The sequence below is a fragment of the Bradyrhizobium sp. AUGA SZCCT0176 genome (genome assembly GCF_018130145.1).
GTDB lineage: Bacteria > Pseudomonadota > Alphaproteobacteria > Rhizobiales > Xanthobacteraceae > Bradyrhizobium.
The window spans coordinates 295621-307676 of the sequence record NZ_JAFCMB010000005.1 but is presented as its reverse complement, the minus strand read 5'-3'; the positions used below and the strand labels follow the sequence as shown (position 1 = coordinate 307676).

The window sequence follows — 12056 nt, the reverse complement described above, 5'->3', positions numbered from 1 at the left end:
AAGTAATATTTTTCTTCGCAGCTCAAAGCCGCCGAGATGGAATCGCTATATCGGCTGCACTTTACAGCGCAAACTGCTCCGGCGGCAGGCACCCGCGCGCATGGGAGCATCCCGCGAGCGCAGCTTCGCAATCACGTGATCAATGGCTTGCGCAAAACGCTACGATTTCGGCCGCTTTTTGAACCTGCCCGTTTCATGCAGCGCAGCTTCGCAAAGGGCGCGGGAGCATGGGGTTGTTTTCGTGATTTGCTCCGGCCCGCGCTGCGAGTTCACACCGGCCGCTTCTTCAACCGCGCCCGCTTCGGCAACAGCGCCGGCCATTGCACGATGTGATCTTCGAGATCCTCGTCGGCAATCTCGTTTTCCGTTCCCTGCACCCGCCCGCGCACGGAAACGCCGGCCTCATGCACGGTATTGGGATCACCTGATAGCAGCGGGTGCCACCAGTAGAGGTCACGGCCCTCGGCGACCAGCTTGTAGCCGCAGCTCGGCGGCAGCCAGTTCAGGGTACGGACGTTTTCCGGGGTCAACCGGACGCAGTCGGGAACCTTGGCGGAGCGGTTCGGGTAGTCCTTGCAGGCGCAGGAGCCCGAATCGAGCAGCTTGCAGGAGACGTGGGTGAAATAGATCTTGCCGGTATCCTCGTCTTCGAGCTTTTCCAGGCAACAGCGCGCGCAGCCGTCGCACAGGCTTTCCCATTCGGCGCTGGACATCTCTTCCAACGTCTTGGTTTTCCAGAAGAATCCCTCCTGGCCGGAAGCTCGCTTGGGCGGTGCGGTCATGAATTCAGGGTTTTCCGGATCGGATCGGTCTTGCGCCCTTCTAGGAGGTGCGGTGGCAGCCTTGCAAGCGAGACCGCTCCGGCCGGTATAAAAAGCCGGGGGCAGCGTTAGTCCTGACCATCAAAATGGTGAGCCAGACCATTGGTTTATGGCCTCCGCTCGGATAGAACAGCCGCGAGTCCCCAACGTGCTTGAAGGTCGCCTGGCGAGCCGTAAAAGCGCCTTGGGTTTGCCGCAACATCGAAGCAAGACGTCTCGATAGCGCCAAGCGTGCGCAGAGCGCCTACGAACCGACCAAGGGCCCCGGTGCGCCAGTTCATTCCAGCGCGATGGAAGACAAAGATCCAGCACGTCATGCTGGACCTCGACGCGCGCATCGACTCGACGCTGTTCTCATCCGGCAAGGGCGCGCGCGAACTCTATGAGCGCTTTTCGACCTTCATGGACCGCTTCTATGTCGGCGGCTGGAAGCGCTGGGTGTTCATCGAGCCGTTGTCGGAAGCCGCCACCATCGGTCTCGGCGGCCTGATCCTGATGCTGGCGCTCGCGGTGCCCGCGTTTCGCGAAACCGCCGACGACGACTGGCTGAAAAAATCCGACCTCGCGGTGTCGTTCCTCGACCGCTACGGCAATCCGATCGGCAACCGGGGCATCAAGCACAACGACTCGATCCCGCTGGAAGACTTTCCGGACAATCTGATCAAGGCGACCCTCGCCACCGAAGACCGCCGCTTCTACGACCATTTCGGCATCGACATCGCCGGCACCGCGCGCGCCCTCGTCACCAACGCGCAGGCCGGCGGCGTGCGCCAGGGCGGTTCGTCGATCTCCCAGCAGCTGGCGAAGAACCTGTTCCTGAACAACGAGCGCACCATCGAACGCAAGGTGAAGGAAGCCTTCCTTGCGATATGGCTGGAGACGCGGCTCACCAAAAACGAAATCCTGAAACTCTATCTCGACCGCGCCTATATGGGCGGCGGCACCTTCGGCGTCGACGGTGCAGCGCATTTCTATTTCAACAAGTCGGCGCGCGACGTCACGCTTGCCGAATCCGCGATGCTGGCCGGCCTGTTCAAGGCGCCGACCAAATACGCCCCGCATATCAACCTGCCCGCCGCGCGCGCCCGCGCCAACGTGGTGCTGGACAACCTCGTCGATGCCGGCTTCATGACCGAAGGCCAGGTGTTCGGTGCGCGGCGTAATCCGGCCGTCGCCGTCGACCGCCGCGACGAGAATTCGCCGAACTACTATCTCGACTGGGCGTTCGAGGAGATGCGCAAGCTGGTCGACACGTTCCCGAAATCCTACACTGAGCGCGTCTTCGTGGTCCGCACCGCGATCGACATGACCGTTCAGCGCGCCGCGGAAGCAACCGTCGAGAACCAGCTCCGCCAGTTCGGCCGCGACTATCATGCGACCCAGGCGGCCCTTGCAGTCGCCGACCTCGATGGCGGCGTACGCGCCATGGTCGGCGGACGCGACTATGGCGCCAGCCAGTTCAACCGCGCGACCGACGCGATGCGCCAACCCGGTTCGTCGTTCAAGCCCTATGTCTACGCCACCGCGCTGATGAACGGCTACAAGCCGTCCTCGATCGTGGTCGACGGCCCAGTCTGCATCGGCAACTGGTGTCCGCAGAACTACAGCCACTCCTATTCGGGACCGATGACGCTGACGCAGGCAATCACGCGTTCGATCAACGTCATTCCGGTGAAGCTCTCGATTGCGCTGGGTGGCAAGTCGCCCAATCCGGCCAAGGCCGGCCGCGTCAAGATCACCGAAGTGGCGCGCAGGTTTGGCATCAAGGCGCCGCTGCCCGATACGCCGTCGATGCCGATCGGCTCCGACGAGGTCACCGTGCTCGAACACGCGGTGGCCTATGCGACCTTCCCGAACAAGGGCAAAGCGCCGATCCCGCATGCGGTGCTGGAAGTCCGCACCGGCGCCGGCGATCTGGTCTGGCGCTTCGATCGCGACGGCAAGAAGCAGCTGCAAGCCATTCCCGTCAACGTCGCCGCCGAGATGTCGGAAATGATGAGCCACGTCGTGAGCGAAGGCACGGCACGGCGCGCGATCATCGATGGCATTCCGACCGCCGGCAAGACCGGCACCACCAACGCCTATCGCGACGCCTGGTTTGTCGGCTTCACCGGAAACTTCACCTGCGCGGTCTGGTACGGCAATGACGACTATTCCCCGACCAACCGCATGACCGGTGGTTCGCTGCCGGCGCAGACCTGGCGTGAGGTCATGGTAGTCGCTCATCAAGGCGTCGAGATCAAGGAAGTGCCGGGCATCGGCATGGGCACGAAACTGCCGCAGGCGGCCCAGCCCGCCAACGTCGCCGCCAATGGCGCGCCGAAGATCCTCGACACCAAGCCGGGACCGCCGCCGGTGCTCACCAAGCGCGGCGCCGACATTCTGGTGCGCGTCGAGAAGCTGCTCGACGAAGCCGGCAAGACCGCGGGCAAGACGTCGGCCAGCGAACCGGCCAAGCCGGGCAAGTCGACATCGTCGAGCGCGCTGGCCTTCCCCGACAATTACGTCGCAGCCGCCGGCGACCCGGCTCCGCCGGCGCAGCGGAAGAACTAGTGCAGTGATTTTGCGGAGCACTGGCCTGTGCGGCTGATCTTCATCACGTTGCTCGCGTTGGCGCTCGCCACCGTCGTCGGTCTGGGCTCGACCTATATGACGGCGACGCGCGGCACTGATCTTGGCACGCTCACGATCGGTTCGTGGACGGCGCGGCCCAAGAGCGGCACCGCCGAAGTCGATCCCTATTCACGCGCCTCGATTGCACGCAGCGGTGAATTGCCGATCGGCACCGGCGACGGCATCGCCTTCTCGGCCACGTCAGACGACAAGAAGAAGCCGCTCGACGGACGCTGCGACGTGGTGGTCAGCGGCGTGACGCCGGCGGCGCGGTTCTGGACGCTGACGCTGTTCGACCGCAAGGGACATCTGGTCGCCAATTCGCTGCAGCGCTACGGCTTCACCAGCCAGGAAATCATCCGCGGCTCCGACGGCGCGTTCGAGATCCGCATCGCATCGCGCTCGCGCGCCGGAAACTGGCTGCCGACCGGCGGGATCGAGCGTTACGCGCTGATGCTGCGGTTGTACGATACGCCGGTCGGGGTCGCGACGCGGACGCAGCGCGACGCGCCGATGCCCTCCATCACCACGGTGGGCTGCCCATGATCCGGCTCTTGTTCACGATCATTGCAGGCGTGCTGCTCGGCGGCGTGGTGCATCTCGTCAGCGTGCTCGCGCTGCCGCGCATCGCAACCCAGGACGCCTATTCGCGGCTGACGCCGATGACCAGGACCAACGCCGTGACGCCGCTCGCGCTCGCCAACCCCAACAACGCGCCGATGCCGTTCATGGATCCCGCGTTCGCGGTCGCGATCTGCCGCTACGATTTGTCAGGCGGCCCGCTCAAGCTCACGGTGCCGGTCAGCCAGGCCTATACGTCGGTGTCGTTCTACACCCGCAACGAGGTTGCTTACTACGCCATCAACGACCGCTCCGCTGGCCGCAAGGTGATCGAACTCGACCTGATGACCGAGGAGCAACACGGCCAGTTGCCGGAGGATGAGGAAGTCACCGCCGCCGACCGGCTGATCATCGACTCCCCGACCATCACCGGATTGATCGTGCTGAAGGCGTTGGCGCCGGAGCCCGGCCTGATGCCGCAGGCCCAGGCTTCGCTGGCGGCCTCGCGCTGCACGCTGCAGACCGAAATCCCGCCGCCCAAGCAGCCGGAACCACCGCCACCCGCGCCCGCCCCCGCGCCGAAGGGCAAGCGATAGCCGCCGCGCACCACGCGAGCGGTTAGTGCTGCCCGCAGCGGCAGTGCTCGTAATCAACGGGATCATGGCTGTTGAAGATCGTCACGGCATCACTGTGCGCAGCCTTCAGCGTCCGCAAGCGCTCCTGATTTTCGATGCGCAGCGCGCGATCCATGTCGGCGCGGCGCTGAAACAGGGCGAGCACCAGCGGCATTTTCGGCTTTGCCTGGATCTGGCCGTGGAAGAAATAGGCGTCGCCGGCGTGCAGCAGCCATTTGTCTTTGGTGCGCACGGCGATGCCGCAATGGCCGAGCGTATGGCCGGGCAGCGGGATCATCAGGATGTCGGGTTCGCGATCGCCGATCGCGCGCACGCCCTTGAAGCCGAACCAGTCCTCGCCGCCCTCGCCATACAGCACCCACTCCGGACCATGCTTCCATTGATCCCTGACGTAGCGGCCCTTCGGTGGCGGGATGCGACGGAGCACCGCCATGTCGAGTTCGCGGCGATCGACATGCACCTTGGCGTTCGGGAAATCCGGGATGCCTCCGGCGTGATCGCGATCGAGATGCGTCAACAGCAGGTGCCGTACATCATCAGGCGAATAGCCGAGCGCCTTGACCTGCCGCACGGCGGTTTCGGCAGGATCGAGCCGGGGCGTCGTCTGCCGCACCCACTTGCGACCCAGCCGCGGCGGGTTGGCAATGTCATCGAGCCCGATGCCGGTATCGACCAGCGCAAGCCCGTCATGGGTCTCGACCAACAGGCAGTGACAGACCATTCGCGCCCGCCGGAACATGCTGCCGGTGCCATTCACGAACCGCTGGCCGATCGGGCACATGGTGCCGGTGTTGATGTGGTGGACGCGCATCGCAAGCTCCTTCGCTGAAGTCAGGCGCCTTGGTTGCCATTTCTCCATTCATAGGTAAAATATTGATATCTGATAATATCAATAGGCTAAAACTATGGATATCCGCGAGCTGCGCTATTTCACGGCCGTGTTCAGCGAACGTAACCTGACGGCGGCGGCGAAGCGTTGCTTCATCTCGCAACCCTCGATCTCGGCGGCGATCACCAACCTGGAAGCCGAGCTCGGCACCACGCTGTTCATCCGGCACAAGAAGGGCGTCGCACCGACCGCGTCGGCCGAACAATTCCACGCCGTCGCCCGCCGCATCATCGACGACGCGGACGCCGCGAAGAACCTGTTTCGCAAGCCGTCGACGCGGCGGCAACTGACACTCGGCCTGATGCGCACGCTCGACATGCCGCGAACGATCGCCTTGCTGAAGCCGCTGACCGGGACCGCCGATGTCGCGCTTCGCCTCGTCGGCATCAAGGACGCCGCGGACGCGCGGATCATTTCGAAAAACATCATCGATGCCGACGAGCACTTCATTCCGCTGTGGGTCGAACGCTACGTTGCCGTCCTGCCGCCGTCGCACCCGCTCACGCTGAAGGAGCGGCTTCGCACGTCGGACCTTGCCGGCGTCGCGATGATCGATCGCTGCCATTGCGAGCAGAGCGAATTTTTCGGCCGAGCCGCCTCACCGTCGCGCCAACCCGCGGCGATTGCCGAATCCGAGGATTGGACGATGGCGCTGGTCGCTGCCGGCGTCGGCATCGCCATCGTTCCGGAGGGCGTGGCGCGCGCCAATCCCGATGTCGCCGTGCGCGAGATCGATGTCGACGTGAAGCGCCAGGTTGGCCTCGCCTATAGCGCAGCGCGGCCGCCGTCAGAGGTGTTGCAGAATTTTATCGCGAGGTTGCAGAGCGGGCGCCCGAAAGCCGGCCGCGCCAAATCGGCCGGCAAGGCGCGCTGATGGATTAGCCCTTCACCGTGACCGCACGCCCGATCACGGGGTTGGCGGCGACCGGCGGGTTGGCGGTTTGGGCGGCGAGTTCGCCGATCAGGCGGTCGGCGTCGGCGGCGATGGTGTCGGGCGCCTGGATCACCAGCCGCTCCAGCGCCCAGCGATAGGACGCGATCCTCCGCTCCAGGCACTGCTGCACCCATTGCACGATCAGTGTGTTCTCTTCCATGCGGGCGACCGCGTCGGCCTGTTCGCGCGGCGACAGCTCCGAGACCATCTTCAGGCTGGCACTGCGCTTGCGGTCGAGTTCGATCACGCGGATGGCGGAGGCAAAGAACGGCTCGAACCGCGTGATGTCGTTGCGCACGTCCTCGATCAATTGCTGATAGCGCGAGGTATGCGAGCGGTGCGGCTCGTCGATCAAGGCGCGTCCATAGGTGGTGCGATCGAACACGACCTTCTGCCGCCAGGGCGAGGGCAGCGGCTGGTAATCGCCGAACACGCTCTTCCAGGCTGGCCGCGAAAGCGGCGGTTCGATCAGGGGATAGGCGAGATCGCGAAGCTGGCGTTCGTTTTCGGTGAGCTGGAAATGCGACGGCTTGAGCCCGACGCTGCCGGTCGCTTCCGCGCCCAGCCAGCGATGCATATCGTCGTTGCGGAAATCGGCGCGGGTGCGGCCGAAATCGCCGCCGCTGCAGCCACCGAGGGCCGAGCCAATCAGGATGAGTATGAGAGCCGGGAGTGACCGAAACCCGGCGGTCCGGATCGGATGGCGCAGCTCCGGCATTTCAAATGTCCCTTGTCAGGGGCGCCGACGGCGACGGCGGCCGGGAGCTGTACCTTCTTCCGGTCCGCGTCCGCCGTTCTCGTCGGTTGGACGCTCGATCCGGATAACCGGAAGGATCAGTACGGTCCCCATGCCCTCGCCCGAAGCGCCATCAGGGGCGGGCCGCCGCGTAGCTGCATCCGCCGGAAATTCAATGATGGTGCCCATGTTCCGTTCTCTCTCATTGCCGCACGGACATGATTTGGCCGGCGACATGCGATCATTCAGAACAGAACGTGGTTAACGGCATCTTAATCGCCGCTTGGGGGCCCGCCGACGGCCGGCCGCTGTGGTTAATGCAACACCCGCAAAAGTCCGGCATTTTTTCAGGGGTTATTTTCCTTAACCAACTCTTAAAGCGCCCCGCGTAGGTTCAGCCAAGGGATTTCCAAGTCGCGTATACCTCACATGACCGCAGCACCATTATTTCCGGGCTTCGACGGGCTGATGTCGCTCTCGCGCCGCGAGGGCGTCGATATCCGCCCTACCTTGCTGCGCGTGCTGACCGACCTTTATGTCCAGGCCAGCGCGCATTCCGCCGACGAGGAGCGGCAGTTCGTCGAGTTAACTTCACGGCTGATCGACCAGGTCGACGACGCCACCCGCGCGGCCGTGCGGGCCCGGCTTGCCATCTATCCGGCGACCCCCCTCGAGATCATGAACAAGCTCGGATTGCGGCGCGCCCATCCCGGCCAGACGGTGCCGCTCGCGCCTTCGATTGCCAAAGCCCCGCCCGAAGCGCCCCCCCGGGTTCCGACCGAAGCGGAACTGCGAATGGCTTCCAGCCTGGCGATGCGGCCCAACGATGCCGCCGAAATCAGCGACATGTTCTTTGCGGCCAATGCCAGCGAACGCGCGCAGATCCTGCACAATCTCAACGAGACGCCGCTGAAGGCCTCGGCGCGAATTCCGGCGGCGCGCGCCAAGCGTGCGATCGAGACGCTGGAGATGGCCGCGTTTGCCGAGGACGCCGACAGTTTCGCGCTGGAGATCGGCGAGGCGCTGATCCTGCCGGCGCGGATCGCCACCCAGGTGGTGAATGACCCCGGTGGCGAGCCCCTGGCCTGCGCGGCCCGTGCGCTCGACATGCCGAGCGCGGCGTTCCAGCGGATATTGATGTTCCTCAATCCCGAATCCGGCGTCTCCGTGCACCATGTCTACCGGCTGTCGCGGCTCTACGACCGGCTGACCGAACGCTCCGCGCTGGTCATGCTGGCGGCGTGGCGCGGCTCGACCATGGCGGTCACGCGCGCCAAATACCGCGCCGCGCTCTACGACGACGAGCGCAACCGCGCCCGCTCCGCCGCATCCCAGACACGGCCTGCCGTACAGCCCGGAAGCGCACCAATCGTGCGCACCGGCACCGACGGATCGGGGCGGTAGACGACGGCATAACGATCCGGTGGGCCCGGACACAAAATCTCGAAAACAACCCCATGCAAAGTAGAATGGGCCGGCCTCAGGCCTTCGCCAGATCGAGAAAATGCCGCCCTGCACGGTCTTCGGTCTCGACGATCCAGGTGTCGGGATCGAACTTGATTTCCTTAACAAGGCGTTCTTCCACCGATTGCTCAGGCACCGGCTGCGGCGACGCCGGCACGAACAGGCGCTCGGTCGGCCGGCTCTCGTCATAGACGGTCTGCGGCGCCGGCCCGTACAGCATGGCGTTGCCGTCGAGGTGGGCCACCTTGACGAACACAGCACCGGCTTCCTCCGCGCCGCGCCGGCGCACGGCGCCGAAGACGCCTTCGGTTTGGCAACGGCGCAGATAGGCCGCCACCCAAATACTCGATTTCAATCGCATGGGTTCGACGATAGGCCAGCGTCCAGGCTGGCGCCAGAGGCCATGGCCAGGCGCGTTCCCTTGCGCACGCAGTCGGCAGAGTTATCCGCAACGGGATCGTGACAAGCGTTTGTCAAAACCGGAACGGTTTCCAAGTCGCGGTTCCCGCCCAGTCATGGATCCACGGTAACTCCGGCCCATGCCGCACGTGAGCGCGCACAAGATCGTGAGCAGCCACGCAAGAATCTTGACTCGGTCGGTCGACCGAATTATGATGACCCGCGATCGCACCAGGGAGATTTCATCGTGGCGCGCGCAGCGGCCAAAAAAATCGAGAAAAAGGCAGAGACCAGCACCACGCTGCTCGAAGCCGCCAAGAAAGTGTTGCGCCAGAACGGCTACGCGGGCTTGTCGACCCGCGACGTCGCGGCGGCTGCCGGCGTTCCGTTGAGCCAGATCCATTATCATTTCGGATCCAAGCAAGGGATGGTGCTGGCGCTGTTCGAGTACTTGAACGCGCAGCTTTTGGATCGCCAGAACGCCATGTTCGGCGACACTCGTCTCAAACTGTCGGAGCAATGGGACCGGGCCTGCGATTATCTCGATGACGACATCGCCTCCGGCTATGTGCGCGTGCTGCAGGAACTGATTGCTGCGAGCTGGTCCGACCCGGCGGTCGCGCAGGTCGTTCGCACCGCGATCATGGGATGGGTCGATCTCATCGTCGGCGCGGCACGCAAGGCTGAACGCGAATTCGGCGGCCTCGGCCCGCTGACGCCCGAGGAGGTCGGAGCTTTTGCTGCCAACGCGTTCATCGGCGCAGAAAGCCTCTATCTGCTTGGTTTCGAGAAGAAAGGCTCGCCGATACGCCAGTCCTTGCGACGGGTCGGTGATCTCGTTCGCAGCGTCGAAGGTGCAGCCAATCGATGAGGTGACGCGATGCGTGCGAAATTGCCCGACGAAAGTGGTTTTATCGATCGCGACGGCGTCAGGATCTACTACGAGATCTACGGCAATGGCCCGGAAACCATGCTGTTCGTGCCGCCCTGGTGCATCGTCCATTCGCGGATCTACAAGGCGCAATTGCCGTATTTCAGCGAACGCTTCCGCTGCATCACCTATGACGGCCGCGGCAACGGCAAGTCGGACCGCCCTGAGGACGTGACGAGCTATTCGCTGGACAATTACGTGGCCGATCTGCTTGCCGTCATGGACGCCACCGGCGCGGGCAAGGCAATTCTCGTTGGCCTGTCGTTTGGCGGCATGCTCGCCAGCGTGCTGGCCGCGCATCACCCTGATCGTGTGAAGGCCGCGATCCTGGTCGGGACGGTAGCGAGCATCGGACCCGCCAACTATCCCCATTTGGCGAACAAGCATTTCGATGCCAAACAGGAACGGTTCGACGGCTGGAATAAATTCAACCGCGCGCACTGGCTGGCGGATTACCCCGACTTCGCCGAACACTTCATTCGCAACATCCATACCGAGCCGCACTCGACCAAGCAGATCGAGGACGGCATCGGCTGGGCGGGCGAGACCAGCGGTCCCGTGTTGATCAACACCGTCGACGCACGGATGGTCCCGCCGCGCTTCGATGTCAGCGAAGCGATGTATCGCAAGATCCGCTGTCCCGTGCTGCTTATTCACGGCGACAACGACCAGATCCAGCGCCATGCACGCGCGAGATCGCTGGCCGAGGTGATGAATGCGGAGCTGATGACCATTCCGGGCGGCGGTCACAACCCGCTCGGCCGCATTCCCGCAAAGACCAACACCCTGATTGTCGATTTCCTCGCTCGCAGGCTCGCCATCGCCGCCCCCGCAACGCGAGCGAACCACACGACAAGGAAGGCCAAACGCGCACTCTATCTCTCCTCGCCGATCGGCCTCGGGCATGGACGGCGCGATATCGCCATCGCGCGCGAGCTACGCAAGCTGCATCCGGAACTGGAGGTCGATTGGCTGGCGCAGGATCCCGTGACGCGCCTGCTGGAGGCCAACGGCGAACGGGTCCATCCGCTGAGTGCGCGGCTGGCCAGCGAGTCCAGGCATATCGAGATGGAGTCGGGCGAGCACGACCTGCATTGTTTCCAGGCCCTCCGCAACATGGACGAGGTGCTGATCGCGAACTTCATGACTTTCCAGGATGCCGTCGACGAGGGAGGCTACGATCTCGTCATCGCCGACGAGGCCTGGGACATCGATCATTACTGGCACGAGCACCCGGAGCTGAAGAAAGCCGGGCTCGCCTGGTTCACCGACTTCGTCGGCTATGTGCCGATGCCGTCGGGCGGCGAGCATGAGGCGTTCCTGACCACCGACTACAACGCCGAAATGATCGAACACATCGAGCGGCATCCCGGCGTGCGCGACCGCGCCATTTTCGTCGGAAGCCCCGAAGACATCGTCCCGTTGTCGTTCGGCAAGGACCTGCCGGCGATGCGCGACTGGGTGCCGCGGCATTTCGATTTCGCCGGCTACATCATCGGCGAACACCCGCATATTTTCGGCAGCCGCGCGGAGCTGCGCGAGCGCCTCGGCTACCGGCCGGACGAGCGCGTCTGCATCGTCACGGTCGGCGGATCCGCCGTCGGCACCCACCTGATCAAACGCATCCTGCAGAGCTATCCGATAGCGCGGGCCAGGCTGCCCGAGTTGCGCATGATCGTGGTGGCGGGCCCGCGGATCGATCCGGCCTCGCTCGGCGCGCCAGAGGGTGTCGAGATGCGCGCCTTCGTACCCGACCTCGACCGTCATCTCGCCGCGTGCGATCTCGCCCTTGTGCAGGGCGGCCTTACCACCTGCATGGAGTTGACCGCGGCCGGAACGCCGTTCCTCTACTTTCCGCTCCAGAACCACTTCGAGCAGAATTTCCACGTCGCGCATCGTCTCGATCGCTATGGCGCCGGCACGCGCATGGCATTCGCGACGTCGACGCCGGACATGATCGCTGAAGCGATGGTTGCTGCATTGCGCGCGCCGGCCAAATTCAAATCCGTCGAAGCTGACGGTGCGGTCCGTGCCGCCCGCATGCTGGCGGATGTGTTCTAACCGAAATCAATT

General features: G+C 64.2%; 12 protein-coding genes. 7 read left to right on the top strand and 5 right to left on the bottom strand.

Annotation, left to right across the window (positions count from 1 at the left end; all coding sequences use genetic code 11):
* Positions 1-269: 269 nt before the first annotated feature.
* The gene (locus JQ600_RS15225) at positions 270-782 is read right to left on the bottom strand and encodes a YcgN family cysteine cluster protein (RefSeq protein WP_211995626.1); all 513 of its coding nucleotides are present in this window, start codon (positions 780-782) and stop codon (positions 270-272) included.
* 306 nt (positions 783-1088) lie between these two features.
* Between JQ600_RS15225 and JQ600_RS15220 the strand changes: the two genes are divergently transcribed.
* Genes JQ600_RS15220 through JQ600_RS15210 form a run of 3 tightly spaced genes read left to right on the top strand, consistent with a single transcriptional unit; the run spans position 1089 to position 4591 of the window.
* Positions 1089-3374, top strand: coding sequence for a transglycosylase domain-containing protein (locus tag JQ600_RS15220; RefSeq protein WP_212385581.1), 2286 nt, complete (start codon positions 1089-1091; stop codon positions 3372-3374).
* Positions 3375-3401: 27 nt separating this feature from the next.
* The gene (locus tag JQ600_RS15215) at positions 3402-3980 is read left to right on the top strand and encodes a DUF1214 domain-containing protein (protein ID WP_212265392.1); all 579 of its coding nucleotides are present in this window, start codon (positions 3402-3404) and stop codon (positions 3978-3980) included.
* A complete protein-coding gene (locus JQ600_RS15210; RefSeq protein WP_212385583.1) occupies positions 3977-4591 on the top strand; it encodes a DUF1254 domain-containing protein in 615 nt (204 codons plus the stop codon). The genes JQ600_RS15215 and JQ600_RS15210 overlap by 4 nt, the downstream gene beginning before the upstream one ends.
* A gap of 22 nt (positions 4592-4613) precedes the next feature.
* Here JQ600_RS15210 and JQ600_RS15205 read toward each other — a convergent pair whose 3' ends face one another.
* Positions 4614-5441, bottom strand: a complete 828-nt coding sequence (locus tag JQ600_RS15205) for an MBL fold metallo-hydrolase (RefSeq protein ID WP_212385585.1) — start codon at positions 5439-5441, stop codon at positions 4614-4616.
* A gap of 94 nt (positions 5442-5535) precedes the next feature.
* Between JQ600_RS15205 and JQ600_RS15200 the strand changes: the two genes are divergently transcribed.
* Complete coding sequence (locus JQ600_RS15200; RefSeq protein WP_212385587.1) at positions 5536-6393, top strand: LysR family transcriptional regulator; 858 nt, start codon at positions 5536-5538, stop codon at positions 6391-6393.
* Between the two features lie 4 nt (positions 6394-6397).
* Here the strand turns inward: JQ600_RS15200 and JQ600_RS15195 are convergent, their stop codons facing one another.
* Both JQ600_RS15195 and JQ600_RS36845 read right to left on the bottom strand, forming a co-directional pair.
* Positions 6398-7171, bottom strand: coding sequence for a hypothetical protein (locus tag JQ600_RS15195; RefSeq protein WP_212385589.1), 774 nt, complete (start codon positions 7169-7171; stop codon positions 6398-6400).
* 15 nt (positions 7172-7186) lie between these two features.
* Complete coding sequence (locus JQ600_RS36845; protein ID WP_249135897.1) at positions 7187-7378, bottom strand: hypothetical protein; 192 nt, start codon at positions 7376-7378, stop codon at positions 7187-7189.
* 240 nt (positions 7379-7618) lie between these two features.
* On the opposite strand from JQ600_RS36845, the gene JQ600_RS15190 reads away from it, so the two are divergent.
* Positions 7619-8593, top strand: coding sequence for a DUF2336 domain-containing protein (locus JQ600_RS15190; protein ID WP_212265397.1), 975 nt, complete (start codon positions 7619-7621; stop codon positions 8591-8593).
* Between the two features lie 76 nt (positions 8594-8669).
* On the opposite strand, the gene JQ600_RS15185 is transcribed toward JQ600_RS15190, so the two are convergent.
* Positions 8670-9014, bottom strand: coding sequence for a DUF1491 family protein (locus JQ600_RS15185; RefSeq protein ID WP_212265398.1), 345 nt, complete (start codon positions 9012-9014; stop codon positions 8670-8672).
* Positions 9015-9299: 285 nt separating this feature from the next.
* Between JQ600_RS15185 and JQ600_RS15180 the strand changes: the two genes are divergently transcribed.
* Together JQ600_RS15180 and JQ600_RS15175 are read left to right on the top strand one after the other, a co-directional pair.
* Positions 9300-9923 carry a TetR/AcrR family transcriptional regulator gene (locus JQ600_RS15180; protein ID WP_212265399.1) on the top strand — a complete coding sequence of 208 codons (624 nt, stop codon included), beginning with the start codon at positions 9300-9302 and terminating at the stop codon, positions 9921-9923.
* A 9-nt stretch (positions 9924-9932) separates the two neighbouring features.
* Positions 9933-12044: an alpha/beta hydrolase gene (locus JQ600_RS15175; RefSeq protein WP_212385591.1), complete on the top strand. Its 2112-nt coding sequence runs from the start codon at positions 9933-9935 to the stop codon at positions 12042-12044.
* Positions 12045-12056 lie beyond the last annotated feature (12 nt).